Source organism: Thioalkalicoccus limnaeus (assembly GCF_041197575.1).
Taxonomy (GTDB): Bacteria; Pseudomonadota; Gammaproteobacteria; order Chromatiales; family Chromatiaceae; genus Thioalkalicoccus; species Thioalkalicoccus limnaeus.
Map to the genome: position 1 here is coordinate 64,031 of NZ_JBDKXB010000009.1, position 19,011 is coordinate 83,041.

General features: G+C 66.4%; 14 protein-coding genes. 9 read left to right on the top strand and 5 right to left on the bottom strand.

Annotated features, from left to right (window positions below):
* The first annotated feature begins 72 nt into the window (after positions 1-72).
* From ABC977_RS09015 to ABC977_RS09025, 3 genes are all read left to right on the top strand, one after another.
* Positions 73-2,514 (top strand): penicillin acylase family protein, encoded by a 2,442-nt coding sequence (locus tag ABC977_RS09015; RefSeq protein WP_369666920.1) that lies wholly within the window; start codon positions 73-75, stop codon positions 2,512-2,514.
* A 125-nt stretch (positions 2,515-2,639) separates the two neighbouring features.
* A complete protein-coding gene (locus tag ABC977_RS09020; protein ID WP_369666921.1) occupies positions 2,640-4,919 on the top strand; it encodes an LPS-assembly protein LptD in 2,280 nt (759 codons plus the stop codon).
* Positions 4,912-6,225: a peptidylprolyl isomerase gene (locus ABC977_RS09025; protein WP_439849179.1), complete on the top strand. Its 1,314-nt coding sequence runs from the start codon at positions 4,912-4,914 to the stop codon at positions 6,223-6,225. The genes ABC977_RS09020 and ABC977_RS09025 overlap by 8 nt, the downstream gene beginning before the upstream one ends.
* Before the next feature lie 14 nt (positions 6,226-6,239).
* On the opposite strand, the gene ABC977_RS09030 is transcribed toward ABC977_RS09025, so the two are convergent.
* A complete protein-coding gene (locus ABC977_RS09030) occupies positions 6,240-7,220 on the bottom strand; it encodes a Gfo/Idh/MocA family protein (protein ID WP_369666922.1) in 981 nt (326 codons plus the stop codon).
* Between the two features lie 23 nt (positions 7,221-7,243).
* Complete coding sequence (locus tag ABC977_RS09035; RefSeq protein ID WP_369666923.1) at positions 7,244-7,417, bottom strand: hypothetical protein; 174 nt, start codon at positions 7,415-7,417, stop codon at positions 7,244-7,246.
* A gap of 187 nt (positions 7,418-7,604) precedes the next feature.
* On the opposite strand from ABC977_RS09035, the gene apaG reads away from it, so the two are divergent.
* Positions 7,605-7,994, top strand: a complete 390-nt coding sequence (gene apaG, locus ABC977_RS09040) for a Co2+/Mg2+ efflux facilitator ApaG/CorD (protein WP_369666924.1) — start codon at positions 7,605-7,607, stop codon at positions 7,992-7,994.
* Positions 7,995-8,217: 223 nt separating this feature from the next.
* Positions 8,218-9,060, top strand: coding sequence for a symmetrical bis(5'-nucleosyl)-tetraphosphatase (locus ABC977_RS09045; RefSeq protein ID WP_369666925.1), 843 nt, complete (start codon positions 8,218-8,220; stop codon positions 9,058-9,060).
* 55 nt (positions 9,061-9,115) lie between these two features.
* Here ABC977_RS09045 and aceK read toward each other — a convergent pair whose 3' ends face one another.
* Positions 9,116-10,864: a bifunctional isocitrate dehydrogenase kinase/phosphatase gene (gene aceK, locus ABC977_RS09050; RefSeq protein ID WP_369666966.1), complete on the bottom strand. Its 1,749-nt coding sequence runs from the start codon at positions 10,862-10,864 to the stop codon at positions 9,116-9,118.
* A gap of 105 nt (positions 10,865-10,969) precedes the next feature.
* On the opposite strand from aceK, the gene ubiG reads away from it, so the two are divergent.
* Positions 10,970-11,743, top strand: coding sequence for a bifunctional 2-polyprenyl-6-hydroxyphenol methylase/3-demethylubiquinol 3-O-methyltransferase UbiG (gene ubiG, locus ABC977_RS09055; protein WP_369666926.1), 774 nt, complete (start codon positions 10,970-10,972; stop codon positions 11,741-11,743).
* Between the two features lie 4 nt (positions 11,744-11,747).
* Here ubiG and zapE read toward each other — a convergent pair whose 3' ends face one another.
* Positions 11,748-12,830 carry a cell division protein ZapE gene (gene zapE, locus ABC977_RS09060; protein ID WP_369666927.1) on the bottom strand — a complete coding sequence of 361 codons (1,083 nt, stop codon included), beginning with the start codon at positions 12,828-12,830 and terminating at the stop codon, positions 11,748-11,750.
* Between the two features lie 607 nt (positions 12,831-13,437).
* On the opposite strand from zapE, the gene ABC977_RS09065 reads away from it, so the two are divergent.
* Positions 13,438-15,708, top strand: coding sequence for an NADP-dependent malic enzyme (locus tag ABC977_RS09065; protein ID WP_369666928.1), 2,271 nt, complete (start codon positions 13,438-13,440; stop codon positions 15,706-15,708).
* Between the two features lie 118 nt (positions 15,709-15,826).
* On the opposite strand, the gene ABC977_RS09070 is transcribed toward ABC977_RS09065, so the two are convergent.
* The gene (locus ABC977_RS09070) at positions 15,827-16,438 is read right to left on the bottom strand and encodes a hypothetical protein (protein WP_369666929.1); all 612 of its coding nucleotides are present in this window, start codon (positions 16,436-16,438) and stop codon (positions 15,827-15,829) included.
* Positions 16,439-17,155: 717 nt separating this feature from the next.
* On the opposite strand from ABC977_RS09070, the gene ABC977_RS09075 reads away from it, so the two are divergent.
* Positions 17,156-18,496, top strand: coding sequence for a hypothetical protein (locus tag ABC977_RS09075; RefSeq protein WP_369666930.1), 1,341 nt, complete (start codon positions 17,156-17,158; stop codon positions 18,494-18,496).
* Positions 18,497-18,583: 87 nt separating this feature from the next.
* On the top strand, positions 18,584-19,006 hold the full coding sequence (locus ABC977_RS09080; RefSeq protein WP_369666931.1) for a type 2 periplasmic-binding domain-containing protein: 423 nt from the start codon (positions 18,584-18,586) through the stop codon (positions 19,004-19,006).
* The last annotated feature ends 5 nt before the right edge of the window (positions 19,007-19,011 follow it).

Below are 19,011 nucleotides of genomic sequence, written 5' to 3' on the forward strand. Positions count from 1 at the left end.
CATGCCCCGGGTGGCGGACCGGGTCGATCCTGTCGGACCGGCGCCTGAACGCCGGGTGCCGTGGTAGGCGAGATGAACAAGGGCGAGACGATGGGAGGGACCATGGTGCTACGCGCCCGCCATTGGGTAGCCGGCTTGATCCTGTTGCCGGTGCTGCTGCTGGCCGTCGCGGTCGGTTACCTGGCGTGGATCGCGAAGATCGCCGAGCCACGCTACGACGGAGATGTCTGGCTCCCTGGCCTGACCGCGCCGGTGACGATTCGTTACGGTCCCCACGCGGTGCCGACCATCGAGGCCGACGACCTGGCCGATTTGCTGTTTGCGCAGGGTTATGCCGTGGCCAGCGAACGCATGTGGCAGATGGACCTGATGCGACGGCTCGCCGGCGGGCGACTAGCCGAGGTCATGGGTCCCGAGGCCCTGGCGGCCGACCGCCTGTTTCGAACCATCGGTCTCGGCGTGGCAGCCCGCGCTAGCCTGGCCGACCTTGATGAAGCCCATCGCCGGATGCTCGCGGACTACGCCCGGGGCGTGAACGCTTACCAGGAGCAGGCCCGCGGCCGGCTGCCGCTCGAATACCGGCTGGCGGGATTCGCCCCGGCGCCCTGGCGGCCCGAGGACAGCCTGGTGATCGGTGCCTACATGGCGTGGATCCTGTCGTTCAACGCCCGCGCCGAATTGACCTATTTGAACCTCGCCGCACGGCTTGGTAACGAGCGCGCGGCGGAACTCTTCCCGACCGATGAGGGGATCCGGGCACCCGCACCACACCCGGACTTGCCGCGTCTGGATCCCGATCTGGCCGGCGCGCTCGGTCAGACCATCGATCGACTGGCCCGGTTGCCTGCGCGTTTTGGCCTACCCATGCCCGGTGCCGCGAGCAATGGCTGGGCGTTGGCCGGGGAGCGAACCCGCGACGGCCAAGCGCTGCTCGCGAACGATCCGCATCTGGCTGCGTCGATGCCGGGGATCTGGTATCTGCTGGAGCTCGAATCGCCCGAGATCCATGTCGCCGGCGCCGCGTTGCCCGGCGTCCCGTTCGTCATGATCGGCCACAATGACGACCTGGCCTGGGGGTTCGCGACGACGATGGCCGATACGCAGGACCTGTTCCTCGAACGGGTCACCGCCGATGGTGCCCATGTCGAACGGCCCGATGGCCGGCCCGAAGCGATACGGGAACGGATCGAGCGGATCCCGGTGGCCGGTTGGGATGCCCCTGATGAACTGATCGTGCGGTCGACCTCTCATGGCGTGATCCTCAACCCGGTGCTGGGCGCCGGGACCGGCACCGCGATGGACCTGCCCGCGGTCGACACCGGGTTCCTGCTGACCCTGCGCTGGACGACCGATGTGCCGGACCGGGCCTTCGCCGGACTCCAGCGTCTGAACATGGCCACCAGTCTCGCCGATGCGCGCGCGGCGATCCTGGATTTTCGCCATGTGTCGCAGACGCTGCTGCTGGCCCATCGGGATGGCGGCATCGGTTGGCAGGTCAGCGGTCGATTGCCGGTGCGCAAGACCGGCGACGGCGTCTTTCCATCCCCGGGCTGGGCCGCGGGCGTGGGGTGGGGCAGCTATGTCCCGCCTGACGAGAACCCCGGCGGCATCGGCCCGCCGGATCAGGTCCTGATCGCCGCCAATCATCGCATCGGGACGCTCGATGACTCGGGTCGGGTCGGACGTGTCTGGATGGCCCCGTATCGAGCGCAGCGCATCGCCGAGCTGCTTGCGACCGACCGGCCTCTCGGCGCCGAAGATCTGGTCGCGATGCAGTTCGACCGAGTCGCGATCGAGGCGCGCCGCTATCACCAGGCGCTCGCACGGCTGGTTCCGGACTTGCAGCGGCTCGATCCGACGGCCGCGGTGATCGCCGAACGGCTGCTTGCCTGGGATGGCGAGATGAACCCGGCCAGTCCTGAGGCGGCGCTCGCGGTGCTGTTGGAGCCGGCCCTGTATCGCGCGCTGTTCGGCCCGGCGCTCGGTGACGAGCTGACCACTCAGCTGATGGCGCTGAGCACCAGCTCCTATAGCCCATTGCTGGAGGCGGTGCGCAGCGGGCGATCGAGTTTCTGGGACGACGGCGGCGGCCAGGTCGCCGTCTGGACCCGCGCGCTGCGCATTGCCGCCGAGGAGGCGGCCGGCCGGCGGCTGGATCAGGTCCGGACCCTGAGCTTCCCGCACGCGTTCGACCGGATCCCTTGGATCGGGCGCCTGTTCAGCGTCGGGCCGATCGGGCTCGGCGGCGGCAGCCAGACCGTCAATGTCGCCAAGGCCGCGCCGCACGATCCGGGGCGGATCCTCTTCATCCCGTCGCTGCGCGTCGTCTATACCCCGGGCGACTGGGGCCGGACGCGCGGGTCGATGCCGCTTGGACAATCCGGGCACCGGCTGTCGCGCTATCGCACCGATCAGCTCGACGACTGGCTGTCTGGGCGGACCTACCCGTGGCCTTGGCATGGCCCCGCGCCGGAGCAGACGATCGGCACCGCGAGGCTGCATCCGCGCGACTGACCGAAGCGATCCGATTTGATGGCGCATCCCAATTGTGCGATGTTGGCTGTTGGTGACCGGTGTCGAACCGGTTTCACGGTTTCGGTCGCTGCTGGCCTACCCTTGAACGAACGCATCCCCTACCCGTGGCTTTGGTATTGATTGGGCTGTTGCTGGTGCCGCTCGGATGGGCCGCCGCGGCGACTGGCGACGAAACGAGCATCGCGCTTCCGCACGATGCCACCCGGCTTTACCGCAATCTCGATTGGTCCTTTTGCGGTCCGCGTCCGGCCGGGCTCGGGCCAGCACCGGCGCCGCTGGTGCTCGACGAACCCCTGTTGGTCGTCGATGCCGACGACGCCCAGTACGACCAGGACACGGAGCGGGTCACCTTGCGCGGCCGGATCGAGGCCGAGCGCGGCGACCAGCGCCTCGAGTCCGATATCCTGGTTTACGACCGGCGCACCGGCGAGATGACGGCGGCTGGCCGCACCTTCGTCGAGCAGACCGGTCTGCGTCTCGTCGGCGATCGTGCGCGTTGGAATCTCGATCGCCAAGAAGGTCGGCTGGCGGATGCGCAGTACCGTTTCAGCGGTGACCTCAATGCCCGCGGGACCGCGGTCGAGGCGGAGGTCGTGGCCCCGCGACTGAGCCGGTATCGGGACATCACCTATACCACCTGTCCGCCGGGTTACAGCGACTGGTCGCTGATCGCGCGAACGCTGACGATCGACCAGGAGGCCGGGGTCGGCACGGCCCGTCATGCCCGGTTGCGGGTTGGTCCCTGGCCGGTCTTGTACACGCCTTATCTGCGCTTCCCGATCGACGGCCGGCGTCACAGCGGTTTTCTGGTGCCGACGATCGGCAACTCGACGACGACCGGTTTCGATGTGACCACGCCCTATTATTTCAACATCGCGCCGGCGATGGACGCGACCCTGTCGCCGCGCTATATGTCGCGTCGCGGACTGATGCTAGGCGGCGAGTGGCGGTTCCTGACGCGCCGTCAGAGCGGTGAGATCTACGGCGAGTGGCTGCCCCGCGATCAGGGCACGCGCGACAAAGGATCGCGTGGTCTGATCCAGATCAGTCACCAGAGCGCGCCAGGTCGGCGCTGGCGCACCGATCTGGACCTGAACCAGGTCTCCGATGCCCGCTACCTCGAGGATTTCGGCAATCGGCTCGATGTCACCAGTGTGCGCAATATCGAGCGCCGTGGTGATCTTCTCTACATCGGCGATGGTTGGCGCCTGCTCACGCGGCTACAGGCCTTCCAGACCGTCGATGACGGACTCCCGGCCGCGGACCGGCCCTACGGACGATTGCCGCAGTGGCTGCTCGATCTCGATACCTGGCGCCATCCGAGCGGATTCGAGGTGGGCGGGGACCTCGAATACGTTTACTTCGCCCATGACGATCGGGAACAGGGTCATCGGGTCGCGCTGGCCCCGTTCATGCGCTATCCGCTGCGGCGCGGTTATGGCCACCTGATCCCGCAGGCGCGTCTCTTCGGCGCGGGCTACAGCCTGTCGGCACCGCGCGAGCCCGGTGCGTCGACGAGCCCCGGTTACCTGGTGCCGAGGTTCAGCCTCGACGGGCAACTCAACTTCGAGCGGACCCTGCAATGGTTCGGCGCACCGGCCCTGCAGACCCTCGAGCCGCGGCTCTTCTACCTCTATTCCCCCTACCACGATCAGGATGACATCCCGCTGTTCGACACGACCGAACTGAGTTTCGGTTTTTCGAACCTGTTCCGCGAGAATCGCTTCACCGGGCGCGATCGGATCGGCGACGCGAACCAGTTGACCCTGGGTCTCACGTCACGCACGCTGGACGACCGGGACGGCGACGAGCGCCTGCGGGTCAGTCTCGGCCAGATCCTGTATTTCGATCAGCCGCAGGTCCGGCTGACGGAGACCACGCGGGGGCCACGGACGTCGGCGATCGCCGGCGAGCTGGCGGCGCGCCTCTGGGCGAACTGGACGGCCCGTGCCAGCGTCCAATGGGATCCGAATCCGGCCGCCGATGGCGCGCAATGGGAGAAGCGGGTCGTGCAGCTCCAGTATCAGGACGCCCACGACCGGGTGCTCAATCTCGGCTACCGCTTCGATCTCGGCACCAGCCCCGATACCAGATACGAGGATGCCGACCTGGGTATTCGCTGGCCGGTCGCCGGCGGGGTCGAGGTCGTCGGCCGCTGGTTGTACTCGTTGCTGCATGAGGAAACGATGGAGGCCTTGGCCGGTATCGAGTTCGGGCGCTGTTGCTGGCGTGTGCGACTGGTCGGGCATCGTTTCAAGAATGCCCCCGAGCGGCCCGCGACCAGCAGTATCATGCTTCAATTCGAGCTGGCTGGGCTTGGCCAACTCGGGCATCCGATCGATCAATTCCTCGAACGGGAGATCTATGGTTATCGCAGTGATTGAAAACGGCCGGAATCGGTGGCGCCGCCGGTGGCTGGCCCTGGTTCTGGTCCTGATCGGCCTGTGGTCGTCGGTGGCGGCTGGCCCGCTCGATGCGATCGTCGCGATCGTCAACGACGATGTGATCGTCGCCAGCGAATTGCGCAGCGAGATCGATCTCGTTGTGCCCCAGATGCAGCAACGCGGCACCCCGATCCCGCCGCGGGATGCGCTCGAGCGCCAGGTCCTCGACCGTCTGATCCTGAACCGGCTGCAGTGGCAGCGGGCGGAGGAGATCGGTCTCAAGGTCGATGACGCGATGTTGCAACAGGCGTTGGTCAACATCGCGACGCGCAACGGCCTGACGCTCGAGGAGCTCCGCGAGGCCTTGGAGGCGAGCGGTATGCGCTTCGACGACTTTCGCGAGGATACGCGCCGGCAGATCCTGACGTCGAACCTCCAGGCGCAGGAGGTCGTCCGCAACATCCAGGTGACCGATCAAGAGGTCGACCGCTTCCTCGAGCGCGAGGCGAGCCGCCTGATCGAACGGACCGCGGTCCGTTTGCAGCACATCCTGATCGCTGTCTCCGAGGGGGCACCCGCGGCCGAGGTCGAGCAGGCCAGGACGCGGGCGCAGGGCCTGGTCGCTCAGTTGCGCGGCGGCGCGGATTTCGCGCGGGTGGCGGCGACCCATTCCGACGGTCGTCAAGCCCTCGAAGGTGGCGACCTCGGGTGGTTCGAGATGGCCGCGGTGCCGAGCCTGGCGGCCGAGTTGGCGTTCACCCTAGCCGTCGGTGAGATCAGCGATCCACTGCGCAGCCCGAGCGGCTTTCACGTCATCCGGCTCGCCGACATCCGCGGCGATACGCCGCAGAGCGTGACGCAGACGCAGGCCCGCCATATCCTGATCCGCACCAGCGAGTTGGTCGCCGACAGCGATGCCCAGCGGCGACTCGAACAGTTGCGGCTGCGCATCGTCGGCGGCGAGGACTTTGCGGCCCTGGCCCGCGCCCACTCCGACGACGCCGGCTCGGCGCTGCGCGGAGGCGATCTCGGATGGGTGAGCCCCGGTGACACGGTGCCCGAATTCGAGACTCAGCTGGATGCTTTGGCGCCGAACCAGGTGAGCGAACCCTTCCGCTCGCCATTCGGCTGGCACATCGTTCAGGTCCTCGACCGACGTGATCGCGACACGACCGACGAGGTCATGCGTCAGAAGGCCCGCGACGCGATCCGCGAACGCAAGGCCAACGAGGAGATCGAGCTCTGGCTTCAGCGGCTGCGGGCCGAGGCCTATGTCGAGATTCGGCTCGGGCGCGACGACAGCTAGCGGGTCGAGGGTGTCTAGCTCGGTCGAATCGGCCCGATTCGGCGACGCACCTGGAACGCGACCTCGAGGGCCTTTAGGCCGACACGGCCGTCAACGAGCGGGGCGCGGCCGTCGTGAACACAGGCGATGAAGGCCGCGAGCTCTTCGTCGAGCGGCTTGACCGGCTCGATCGCGAGGCGCTGGCGCACGATCTCCGGGCGCTCGCTCCCGGCGACCGGTCGTGTCTCGGCGATGTCGAGTCGTTGCTCGATGAAGTCGAGCGATAGATACATCTGCGGCTGGAAGACGCGGATGCGGCGCATCGTGCGATCGGAGACGCGGCTGGCGACGACGTTCGCGACGGTGCCGTTGGTAAACGTCAGGCGTGCATTGGCGATGTCGATGTGATCGGTCAGGACCGGCGTGCCGACCGCGGCGACATCACCGAGCTCGGCGCCGACCAGAGCTAGGATGATGTCGATGTCGTGGATCATCAGATCCGAGACGACGTCGACGTCGGTCCCGCGGTCGACGAAGCCGCCCATGCGATGGGCCTCGATGTATCTCGGCGCGGTAATCCGTTCGGCAAGCGCCATGACACCGGCGTTGAAACGCTCCAGGTGCCCGATCTGAAGGATCGCCTGATGGGCGTCGGCGAGCGCCACCAGTTCCGCGCCCTCGTCGAGGGTCGCCGCGATCGGCTTTTCGAGCAACACATGAATGCCGCGGCGCAGCAAGGGCGCGGCGACCGCGCGATGCGCCGAGGTCGGGACGACGACGCTCACCGCGTCGACCCGCGACAGCAGTGGGCCGATCTCGGCGTAGGCGTCGCAGCCGGCCTCGTCGGCGACGGCACGGGCGCGCGCCGGGTCCGTGTCGACGACCCCGACCAGTTCGACGTCCGGTCGGCGCGCATAGATCAGCGCGTGAAAGCGCCCCAGATAGCCGACGCCGATGACAGCGACGCGTACCGGGGCGGGTCCGGCTCGCATGCTCAGGTCGGTGGCTCTGGTCATCGAGGGGCGATCCTTGTCGTCCATCAGCCGTCGATCGGCGATTCGGCCAGCAGGGTCCGCAAGTGCTTGGCGAAGGACGCATCGAGGGCACCATGGTGCAGGTGCACCTGGTAAGCCAGCGTGACGACCACCCCGACGGCCACGAGGATGAGCAACAGTCTGAAGGGATCGCGTTGGCGGCGGTGTCTGGGTGTCATCGCTGGTTCGGGGTTCACGCCCCGCGGGGATGCCGAGGCCGATATTATCCCGCATTTGCCGCCTTGTGTCTGCCGAGGTTCACGATCGTTGCCGCGAAGGTTCACGAGGCGGCGCGCCCAAGCCTGCTGGACAAGGACTTTTGGTACCATCCCGCGATGCCATCAAGCCGCGAACCGGAGCCTAGCCATGAGCCGTGCCGATCCACACCACCACCTGATCAAGGTCAGCGTCCGCAGTGACTATCTGTCGGAGCAGTCGTTGCCCGCCGCCGATCGTTATGCCTTTGCCTACACGGTGACGATCGAGAACCTGGGTCGGCAGGCGGCACGGCTGCTCGATCGGCATTGGGTGATCACCGATGGCCATGGCCGCGTCCAGGAGGTGCGTGGCGAAGGAGTCGTCGGTGAGCAGCCGCGGATCGCACCCGGCGAGTCCTATCGTTACACCAGTGGGGCCGTCATCGCGACTCCGGTCGGCAGCATGCAGGGCAGCTACGGGATGATCGCCGACGATGGGACGCGATTCGAGGCACCGATCCCCCCGTTTCTGCTTGGCCATCCGGGTCGATTGCACTGACATGGCGGCTGGTGGCTTGCATTCCGAGTCGCCACCCTCAGGCTCCTGATCGTGGCGTGTTTGGCGAGCTCGTCCGTCGTATCGAACCGATCGACTCGGCGTCGTCCTTTCGGACTGTCCTCCGACACCGCCGCCATCCGCTGGCCGTAGCCTTGGCCCGGCGGTCGATGGGGTGGACACTGGGCCCACCGAAATCCGCTCGCTTCCAACCCGTTCAGCTACTATGGCGACCTACGCGATTGGCGATATCCAGGGCTGCTACGACGATTTGAGACGTCTGCTCGACCGGCTCGATTTCGATCCGGCGTGCGACAAGCTCTGGTGTGCCGGCGATCTGGTGAACCGGGGGCCGGATTCCCTGCGCGTGCTGCGCTTCATCCGCAGTCTCGGCGATCGCGCCATCGTGGTGCTGGGCAACCATGATCTGCACCTGCTCGCGCTGGCCGCCGGATGTGCCCGATCGGGTCAGGATGGCGGCAGCCTGACCGAGATCCTGACGGCCCCGGATCGCGACGAACTGCTCGATTGGTTGCGCCATCGGCCCTTGATGCATCACTCCCGGCGCAAGGGCTTTGCGATGATCCATGCCGGGTTGCCGCCGCAATGGGATTTGACGCAGGCGCTGGCTTGCGCGCGGGAGGTCGAGTCGCTGCTGCGCGGGCCGGATCACCGCGCGGGCCTCGCCGCGATGTATGGCGACGAGCCACGGCGCTGGTCCGACGAGCTCACCGGATTCGAGCGCCTGCGCTTTAGCATCAACTGTTTCACGCGTCTTCGGTATTGCGCGGCCGATGGGACCTTGGCGCTGTCCGAGAAGGGGCCGGTCGGCACGCAACCGCCGGCCTTGTGGCCCTGGTTCGAGGTCCCTGGCCGCCGGACCCGACACGACCGGATCCTGTGCGGGCATTGGTCGACGCTCGGCTATCGCGCCGGCGACAACGTCTGGTCGCTCGACACCGGCTGCCTGTGGGGCGGCCACCTGACCGCGGTTCGCGTGCGCCGCAAGCGACCCCTCGTGCCGGTCCATCTCGATTGCCCCGGACACGTCACCCCGCGCCATCAGTGACCGGGGTGCCTGTCGCAAGCCTGTCTCGCGATGGCTGCCCTGGCCGGGTGCGTGGTCAGGCCCTGGCGTGCGCGTTGGGCGGGCGGCGCGGGAAGCGTCGTTCCAGTGGGTATGGGAAGACGTCTTCGAGCTGGCGGTCGTGGATCGCTTGCTGCCGAGCTTGCCACCAGGCCGGGTCGAGCAGATCCCGGTGGAACTCGAGGAAGATCGCGCGAATCTGCGGATCGGTCAGTAGGAAGGTCGCGAATTCCTCCGGGAAGACATCGTTCGGGCCGGCCGTGTACCAGGGCTCATCGGCGAACTCCATCTCCGGGTAGGGTGGCGGCGGGATCGCGCGGAATCGGCATTCGGTCAGATAGCAGAGCTCGTCGTAATCGTAGAAGACGACCCGGCCTTGGCGCGTCATACCGAAGTTCTTGAACAGAAAATCGCCGGGGAAGATGTTCGCGGCCGCCAGTTGCCGAATCGCATCCCCGTATTCGCGGATCGCGTGGCGCAGTTCATCGTCGTCGGCCTCCTGCAGGTAGAGGTTCAAGGGCGATAGCCGACGTTCGATGTACAGGTGTTTGACGATCAGTTGATCGCCGTCGATCTCGATGCTGCCGGCGCAATCCTCGGTCAGCATCTCGAGCAGATCCGGTGAGAAGCGCGCGAGCGGGAAGGCGACATGCGAATACTCCCAGGAGTCGGCCATGCGCCCGACGCGATCGTGCAACTGGACCAGCCGATACTTGGCCTTGACGGTGTCGCGGGTCAGTTCCTTCGGCGGTGGGAAACGGTCCTTGATGACCTTGAACACGAACGGGAACGAAGGCAGCGTGAAGACGTCCATGACCAGGCCGCGGATGCCCGGCGCGACGACGAACTCATCGCTCGAATACAAGAGGTGTTTCAGGAAGTTGCGATAGAATTCCGCCTTGCCGAACTTTTGCAGGCCGATCGCGGTGTAGAGCTCGGCCTTGCCCTTGCGCGGCATCAGCGGCAGCAGGAAGTCGACGATCGCCGCCGGGACCTCGGTGTCGACCATGAAATAGGCCCGCGAGAAGCTGAAGAGATCGGTGATCTCGTCGTCGCCGCTCAGCAGACAATCGACGAACAATCCACCCTCTTCGTCGTTCAGGATCGCGATCGCGAACGGGATCCGGTCAGTGCCGTTGATCGCCTTGCCGATGATGTAGGCGGCCTTGTTGCGAAAGAACGGCGAAGACAATACCGCGAGCTGGAAGTTCTGGTGGCGCGCCCGCTTCGGCGGAAAACGCTCGCGGATCGCGCGCAGCAGGTTGCGCCGATCCAGTCGCCGGTTGCGCAACGGCAGTGCGAAGCCGATGTCGGCGAGCGCGCGATCGATGACCCGGCTGAAGCCATCCCGTCCCGGGTAGTAGGGACGGAAGATGGGTACCTCGGCCTCGAGGTGTTCGGTCGAGATCAGCGGCCAGATGAAGATGTTGCTGTTGTTGTAGTAGCGACGGTCGAACAGCCGGCAGAACACGGAATTGTAGAAGGTCTCGGCCAGCTCCGGCTGGTGGTGCTGCGGCAGCAGACGCAAGTATTCGATCTTGACTTGGCGCCACAGGTGGTCGTTCGGGTCGCGCAGCCGGAATTCGCGCCGCAGCACCGCGATGGACTCCTGGACGCGACGGTCGTAGAAGTCGATGCGGGCGCGGGCCGCGGACTGGACACTCGGCCAGTCGGCATCCTCGAACCGCTGCGCGGCGCCGGCGGTGATCTCGCGGAACAGCCGGTAGTGCCGTTCGAATCCATCGAGGATCGCCTCGGCGATCCCTTTGGCCTCGAGCCATGTCATCATGTCAATCTCGTCATCGACTGGGCCGGACGCCGTCGCGACCGGTCGTTGCAATCCTGAACCGGCGCCACGATCTCCCGGGCAACGTCAAGGGAGATCCGCATCATGAGCAGTCCACCCCTCGTCTCGCCCAGCATCGACCCCGACGAAGTCGCCTACTTCGAGCGCCTGGCTCATCGTTGGTGGGACACCGAAGGCCCCTTCTGGCCGCTGCACCGGCTCAATGCCTTTCGGGTCGAGTATATCCGCGAACGGCTGTGCCGCCACTTCGGGCGCGATGTGCGCGGCGAGCGCCCGCTGGCCGGGCTGCGTCTGCTCGATATCGGTTGCGGTGGCGGTATCCTCAGCGAATCCCTGGCCCGCCTCGGCGCCGATGTCGTCGGCAGCGAGGTCGCCGCGAAGAACGTTCGCATCGCCAGTGTCCACGCCGAGTGGAGCGGTCTGGCGATCGACTACCGCCTGACCACGGCCGCCGATTTGGCCAAGGCCGGCGAGACCTTCGACGCCGTGCTCAACATGGAGGTCGTCGAACACGTCGACCATCTCCCGGAGTTCCTGGCCGACTGTGGTCGGCTGGTCCGGCCCGGCGGTGTCATGGTCGTGGCGACCATCAATCGCACGCCCCTTGCCTGGCTGACCGCGATCGTCGGGGCCGAATACATCCTGCGCTGGCTGCCGAAAGGGACCCACCATTATCGAAAGCTCGTCAAGCCGCGCGAGCTGATCGCCGGACTCGGCGCCGGCTTCATCGAACGCGATCGCGTGGGTGTCCGCGTGAACCCGCTGAATCGCCGTTTCAGCCATACCCAGCTACTTAGCGTCAACTATATGATGCTGTTCGAGAAAGTCCCGGAGACCGCGGATATCCTGGCCAGCTGAACCCTCAAGCTGTCGCGTGGCTGTTGGCCAGATAGGCCGCCGACTGCATCTCGGCAAGGCGACTCAACAGGCGTTGCTCGGGGAATCGATCGAGGCCGCCAGCGTAGAGCCGGGCGAGCGGCACCGCGGCCGATAGAATCAGCCTGATCCGTCGGTCGTAGAAGGTGTCGACCAGGTGCAGGAAGCGCCGCGCCGCGGCCTCGTGGCGCGGGCCCAGCTCCGGGACGCCGGAGACGATCACCGTGTGGAAGACCTCGGCGATCTCGATGTAGTCCGCGGTGCCCCGGCCGGTCCCGCAGAGGGTCTCGAAGTCGAACCAGGCCAGGTCTCGCGCAAGTCGTCGAACTGGGATCTCGCGGCCATGCACCGACAGGGTCCTTTCGGACGTCTCGTGGCCGCCCGAGAGTTGCCTGAACCAGTTCTCCAGCACGGCCTCGGTGGCGTCGCCGCCGCTCACCAAATAGATGTCGGTCTGGCTCAGCGCGCGCAGCCGATAGTCGGTATCCCCGCCGAGTTCGATGACCTCTGTGTGACGCTCGAGGAGCGCGATCGCCGGCTCGAAGCGCGTCCGCTGCAAGCCATCGCGATAGAGCTCGCGCGGTGGTGTATTGGCCGTCGTGACGAGTGTGACGCCGCGGGCGAAGAGCGCGCGCAGCAGGCCGGCGAGGATCATCGCGTCGGCGATGTCGTTGACGAGAAACTCGTCGAGGCACAAGACCCGCGTCGAGCGCCGCCACTGGTCGGCCACGACCTCCAAGGGGTCCGGCTGTTTGGGGAGGCGTGCCAGCGCCTCATGGACCTCCCCCATGAAGTGATGGAAGTGCAACCGCCGCGTGTCGGCCACTGGAAGGGCCTCGACGAACCAGTCCATCAGATAGGTCTTGCCGCGTCCGACGGCTCCCCAGAGGTAGAGACCGGTGACCGGCGTCGCTGGGCTGCTTGGCCAAAACCCGAGCCAACCGGTCCGCTGGCGTCGAGCCGGTGTCGCGATCAGCCGCGCGTGCAAAGCCCGAAATCGCTCCGCGACCTCGCGCTGTGCGGCGTCGAAAGGGACCAGGCCGGGTGTCGAGCCCTTCGATCGGGTCACGGTGATAGCCTCCTCGTTTCGGCAGACGGCCACTGTACGGAACTGGCCTTTCATCGTCCATGCCCAGCGGTCAGGTTGGGACCGACGCCAATCGGCTCCAAGTCGCGGCCGACCCTCGAAGGGTCCTGGTCGTGTGGCGGTCCGAAACGGCCGAGATTTGACACATTTGGACGCACCTGGGCCGTTGCCTCGTCGGCCGTTATTCCAACGGATTGAATGACAAGTTATTTCGTGGATGGCCTGGAACCTGCTTCAGTGAAAGGCAACCGGATCGGACGATCGACAAAGGCCGAACGGCACGGGCCTCGCCGAGACCCGATGGCCGTCCGTCCGTGACGGGACGATCCTATCAGGGCATGGCCGACCCCTCCGCCGAAGTACGCACGGTTCCTCCTCGCGAAAGCGCTTGGCCCCCGTGACCGCTGGGTCACAGGGGCCTTCTTTTTTCTTGGTGCCGACGCCGCGCCTTGCTCTCGGGTGCGATCGACGCACCGCGCTGACCGAAAAACCCATTTGCGACGGGTATAGAATAGGACTCGTGCCCGGGTTCGGATCCATGTCCGCCTTCCGGGTCGCCAACGCCCCCCTGTCTCGGAGACGCGATCCCATGCCGGACGACCTATACCAATGTTCCCTCGACTATCACCGTCTCCCGAAACCGGGGAAGCTGGAGATCCGTGCGACAAAACCGCTCGCGAATCAGCGTGATCTGGCGCTGGCTTACTCCCCGGGTGTCGCCGCGGCCTGCCGCGAGATCGTCAAGGACCCGGGAACGGCCAGGGATTACACCTTGCGCGGCAATCTGGTCGCCGTGATCACGAATGGGACCGCCGTGCTTGGGCTCGGGCCGATCGGGGCACTGGCCGCGAAGCCGGTCATGGAGGGCAAGGCGGTCCTGTTCAAGCAGTTCGCGGATATCGACGTCTTCGACATCGAGATCGACGAGCGCGATCCGGAGCGGTTCGTCGAGACGGTCGCGCGGCTCGAGCCGAGTTTCGGCGCGATCAATCTCGAGGATATCAAGGCGCCGGACTGCTTCATCATCGAGCAGGCGCTGAAGGAGCGCCTCGGGATTCCGGTGTTGCACGACGATCAGCACGGCACCGCCATCGTCGTCGGCGCAGCCGTGCTCAATGGTCTGCGCGTTGTCGGCAAGGACATCGCGAAGGTTCGGCTGGTGACCGCGGGGGCCGGGGCCGCAGCGCTCGCCTGTTTGAACCTGCTGGTCGAGCTCGGGATGGCGCGCGATCAGATCACGGTGACCGACATCGCCGGGGTCGTCTACGAGGGTCGCAGCGAGGAGATGGATGGTTACAAGGCCCGCTTCGCTCGCGCCACGGATCAGCGCACCCTGGCCGAGGCCCTCGACGGGGCGGACATCTTCCTGGGGCTGTCGGCGGGTGGCGTGCTCGCGCCCGAGTGGCTTGAACGGATGGCTCCGCGACCGCTGGTCCTGGCGCTCGCCAATCCGGTCCCGGAGATCATGCCGGATCTGGCCAAGGCCGCGCGGCCCGATGCGATCATCGCCACCGGGCGAACCGATTTTCCAAACCAGGTCAACAATGTCCTGTGCTTTCCGTTCATCTTTCGTGGGGCGCTCGATTGCGGGGCCACGGAGATCAATGGCGCGATGAAGATCGCCTGCGTGCGCGCAATCGCCGAGCTGGCTCAGGCCGAGACCTCGGATATCGTGCGATCTGCCTACGGTGGACAGAACCTGCGCTTCGGTCCCGATTACCTGATTCCGAAGCCGTTCGACCCGCGTCTGATGGAATACTTGGCGCCGGCCGTCGCCCGGGCGGCGATGGAATCCGGCGTCGCGACCCGCCCGATCCCGGATCTGTCGGCCTATCGGCAGAGTCTGCAGAACCGGATCTTCCGCACCGGCCTGACGATGAAGCCGGTGTTCGATCTGGCTCGGGAGCGGGTGCGGCGCGTGGTCTTTGCCGAGGGCGACAAGCATCGGGTCCTCGAGGCCGCGCAGCAGGCCGTGATGCAGGGTATCGCGCGGCCGATCCTGATCGGCCGGCCGCGGGTCATCGACGAGCGGATCTCCGAGCTGGGGCTCAAGTTGCGCCCGGGCATCGACGTGGATGTGTTGGATCCGTCCGACAACCCGCGTTTCGACGAGCATTGCGCGACCTTCTTCGGGAGCGTGAAGCGGCGCGGCTACACCCCGGCCGAGGCGCGCCAGATGGTCCGTGGCGAGGCCACGGTCCTGGCCGCGACGCTGTTGCGAACCGGCGAGGCCGACGCGATGATCTGCGGCATCGTCGGCCGCTACCTGCGGCATCTGCGCCATGTCGAGGAGATCATCGGCAAGGCCCCTGGTGTCAAGCGGCTGACCTCGATGAACGCGGTGGTGATGCACACCGGGACCCTGTTCATCGCCGACACCTATGTCCAGGAGGATCCAAGCGCCGAGGACCTGGCCGAGATCGCGCGATTGTGCGCGCAGCAGGTACGGCGGTTCGGGATCGAGCCCAAGGTGGCCCTGCTATCGCATTCCAACTTCGGCAGCCACGATACCCCGTCGGCAGCGAAGATGCGCGAGGCCCTGTATCTGTTGCGCGGGTTGGAGCCGGAGCTCGAGGTCGAAGGCGAGATGCACGCGAACCTGGCGTTCGAGGAGGCCCTGCGCTTGGCCCGTTTCCCGGATTCGCGGCTGACCGGACGGGCCAACCTGTTGATCATGCCGAATCAGGATGCGGCGAACATCGCCTTCAACCTGTTGCAGGTCCTCGGCGAGGGGACCGTGATCGGACCGATCCTGCTCGGGCCAGCCAAACCGGTGCATATCGTGACCCCGAGCGCCGGGGTGCGCGCCTTGCTCAACATGACGGCGTTGGCCGCGGTACAGGTCCGCGACGGCGGCTGAGCGGCGGCCCGACCCTGGGTTTGCCGTGGGTACCGGGGGGATTCCGTGGGGAACCGGCACGGCGGCCGTGTTCCCCCCCGGGTTCGACGGTCGGCCTAGACCGACGCGGGTGCTTCGCTCAGCGCTTCGCGCGGAACAGGTCGGCGACGGCGGTCAACAACAGACCGAGGAGCGCGGCGCCGATGATGATGGTCTGTTCAGGACTCGAAAAGCCCTCGGCTAGGCTGATGTCGATCCGGCTGGTGTCGAGCAGGCCCTGGCTCAGCAGGCCGGCGCCGACCAGATAGAGGCCGAAGAAGAACATCCGCGCGTCGTGGTGCAATCCGGCCAGCAGGCACCCGAGGCCGAGCACGTAGACCAGCAGCCGCCAGGAGCCGTCGACGTCGAGCGCCAGGTGGCCGTCATGGAGCAACAGCAGGTACAGGACCAGGATCAAGGCGCCCCAATGCAGCAGGGACTTGATCAGATAGCCGAGCCGTCCGCCGACGCCGCGACGGCTGCGGCTCCAGCCGGCCAGGATCGCGACGACGGCCACGATCCCGACCAACACCTGCCACAGAGGCTGGGTGGCCCCAGCGTCGGTGTTCATGAAGAGCAGGCCGCCGGCGGCCAGCGCATAGAGGATGGCGAAGGCCACCCATTCCCAGAATCGCCCGCCAAGGCCGCGCGCGGGTGCCGCAGCGGCTGCCGGTTGGGTGGCGGTCGAGTCGCTGGACCCCGTCGTTTTCATCGTCGATTCACTCGATTCGGACACGAATAACCCCCTCTTTGTTGATGGATAAGGAGCCTTGCTCGGCATACCGACCTTTGGAACAGGTCCACCTCGTCATGCCAGGACGGGAGAATGATTCGGACGGCCGCTTTCCAGGCACGCCGCTTCGCGGCTCGGCCCAACTCGGTTCACAGGCAGCCGGCCGATGCTTCGCGTTGACGCCGCGCTGGGCCAAACAGATGCTTGCCGGGCTGTCAGGGCATTCTCGATCCCGAAGCGTGACGGGGGGTCGGTGGTCGCGCCCCACACCGAACCAGCCGACGGTACGCGCCCGTATCTTAACCCTGCCTCGCCGCCGGCGCACGGTCGATGGGGATCGGCACCGCGCGCATGCGCGGTGCTCGCGACGAGGCCGGCGGCGTTGGTTCCAATCGTTCGCTGTGCTCCGACCCTCGTCGAGAGGGCGAGGCAACATCCGGCGCGTTACCCGTGGCGCGTCACCCGAAACGCCCTGGGTGCACGGGTCGCTTGCCTCGGCTGTCGTCTTCGGTCGCGCCGATTCCGGGATTTGCTCGCCGATGAGCCTCAGTCCGTCGGTGGGCCAATCAAAGTCGTTGGCGACTGTTATTACCGGATCTAGGAAGGTTATACTGAGCAACTTGTTTTATGCCAAGGCTAGCTGCAAGGCCCCCTGAATGGGACTCAGTTCGTCGTAGCTTATGGACACGGACACGGATGATGGCGCGCGCCAGGATCCTGGTAGGTGGCTTCGGTGAAGGCGGCACCGAGGACCGGGTCGGGCCTTTCGGGCCGCCGACGTCGATGAGCCCGAGCCCCTTGTCTCGGTGCTTGATCCTGCTGGTCGTGATGGGGCTGTCGTCGGCTCTGGCGGCCGATCTCGACGCGGCGAATCCAGGGTCCGCTTCGCCTTTTTCCTTCAGCGGCTTCGGCACGGTCGGCGGTCCGCTCACGGCCCCGGACGAGGCGACCTTCATCCGGGATCGCGCGCAGCCGGACGGCGCGCGCGGCGCTCAACCCGCGTTCGAGGTGGATTCCCGACTCGGCGTGCAGATCGGCTGGCGACCGCGCGATGACCTCGAAGGCGCGCTGCAACTGGTCGCTCGCTATCGCTACGATGGTACCTATCGTCCGGAAGTCACCTGGGCCTTCGCTAAGTACGCCTTGGATCCGGACACGGTCCTACGGGTTGGGCGCCTCGGCTACGACGTCTATCCGCTATCGGATTCGCGCGACGTCGGCTATTCGTATCTGTGGGTTCGCCCGCCGGTCGATTATTTCGGTCAGGTCCACTACACGCATTTCGACGGGTTGGATCTGACGATCGCGCGCGCGCTCGGCGATGGCGTCCTCAAGGCCAAAGGCTACTTGGGGTGGCTGAACGAGACGATCCCAGCGCCGTTCCGATCCGAGTACCGGATGCGCGGCAGCACCCTGCTGGGCGGCTATCTCGATTATCAGGATGTCCACTGGCAGTACCGTGTCGGTCTCGGGACCATGAGGTTGGCTCAGGACCTTCCCGGATACCAGGCGTTGGCCGGGGCGCTGCGCGACACGGGTGACGCCGGGGCCATCGCGCTGGCCGACGAACTGAAAGCGGCCGGCCGGCAGTTTCATTTCGTGACGGCCGGCGTGGCCTACGACCGGGGGCCTTTTCAGAGCCAACTCCAGGTTCGCCACATCGACAGCGAGTCGCGGGCCTACCTGGACAATACGGCCGGGTACTGGTCGACCGGTTACCGCCTCGGGTCCTGGACCCCCTATCTGGTCGCTTCTCGGATCCGATCCGACCGCCCCGCATCCACGACCGGCCTGCCGGTCGGGCCGCCGTTCGCGGCGCTCGCGAGCGGGGTCGATCTGGCATTCCGGACCACGCAGATCGATCAGGATACGCTGTCGTTGGGTGCCCGCTTCGATCTCGCGCACAGTGCCGCGCTCAAGTTTCAGATCGACTGGATAGAGAGCCGCACCAATCCCTCGCTCATGTGGTACGACACCGAGCCCGGCTGGAATGGGCGAGCTCGGGTCGTGAGCCTGGTTTTGGATTTCGTCTTCTAGCCTGGCGGGCCGACCATGCAGCGACTCCCGCCATCATTGGTTTCAACGCGATGTTCCTCGGGTCATCTACCGCGGTCGTGGATCCTGTTGGTTGTCGTCCTGTCGTGGCTATTCGGGTTGAGCGTGCCCTCGACCGCGGTGGGCCGCGACCTGGTCGTCATCGTCCACCCGGCGAGCACGATCGAAGAGCTGGGCCGGGCGGAGCTGATCCATCTGTTCCTGGGCCGTCAGCGGCGCCTGCCCGGGGGGCAGCGGGCTTTGGTCATCGATCTGGTCGGTCCGGGCGACGAAAAGCGCCTCTTCTATGCCCGCCTGGTCGGTAAGGACCTGGCCGAGATCCAGTCCTACTGGGCCCGGCTGGTTTTCACCGGGCGCGGGTCGGCCCCGTGGCAGGCCGAGAGCGTCGACGAACTATTGGACCTGGTTCACAGTAATCCGGGGGCCATCGGCTATCTTGACGAGGCCAACGTCGATCACCGGGCCAGGGTCGTCTTCCGGCTGACGCCCTGACCCCC

Excerpts from the sequence above, each read along its gene's own strand:
- ABC977_RS09015 (WP_369666920.1), top strand. The coding sequence starts at position 73 with ATGAACAAGGGCGAGACGATGGGAGGGACCATGGTGCTACGCGCCCGC.
- ABC977_RS09030 (WP_369666922.1), bottom strand. The coding sequence starts at position 7,220 with ATGACCAGAGCCACCGACCTGAGCATGCGAGCCGGACCCGCCCCGGTA.
- ABC977_RS09035 (WP_369666923.1), bottom strand. The coding sequence starts at position 7,417 with ATGACACCCAGACACCGCCGCCAACGCGATCCCTTCAGACTGTTGCTC.
- apaG (WP_369666924.1), top strand. The coding sequence starts at position 7,605 with ATGAGCCGTGCCGATCCACACCACCACCTGATCAAGGTCAGCGTCCGC.
- ABC977_RS09045 (WP_369666925.1), top strand. The coding sequence starts at position 8,218 with ATGGCGACCTACGCGATTGGCGATATCCAGGGCTGCTACGACGATTTG.
- aceK (WP_369666966.1), bottom strand. The coding sequence starts at position 10,864 with ATGACATGGCTCGAGGCCAAAGGGATCGCCGAGGCGATCCTCGATGGA.
- ubiG (WP_369666926.1), top strand. The coding sequence starts at position 10,970 with ATGAGCAGTCCACCCCTCGTCTCGCCCAGCATCGACCCCGACGAAGTC.
- ABC977_RS09065 (WP_369666928.1), top strand. The coding sequence starts at position 13,438 with ATGCCGGACGACCTATACCAATGTTCCCTCGACTATCACCGTCTCCCG.
- ABC977_RS09070 (WP_369666929.1), bottom strand. The coding sequence starts at position 16,438 with ATGAAAACGACGGGGTCCAGCGACTCGACCGCCACCCAACCGGCAGCC.
- ABC977_RS09075 (WP_369666930.1), top strand. The coding sequence starts at position 17,156 with ATGATGGCGCGCGCCAGGATCCTGGTAGGTGGCTTCGGTGAAGGCGGC.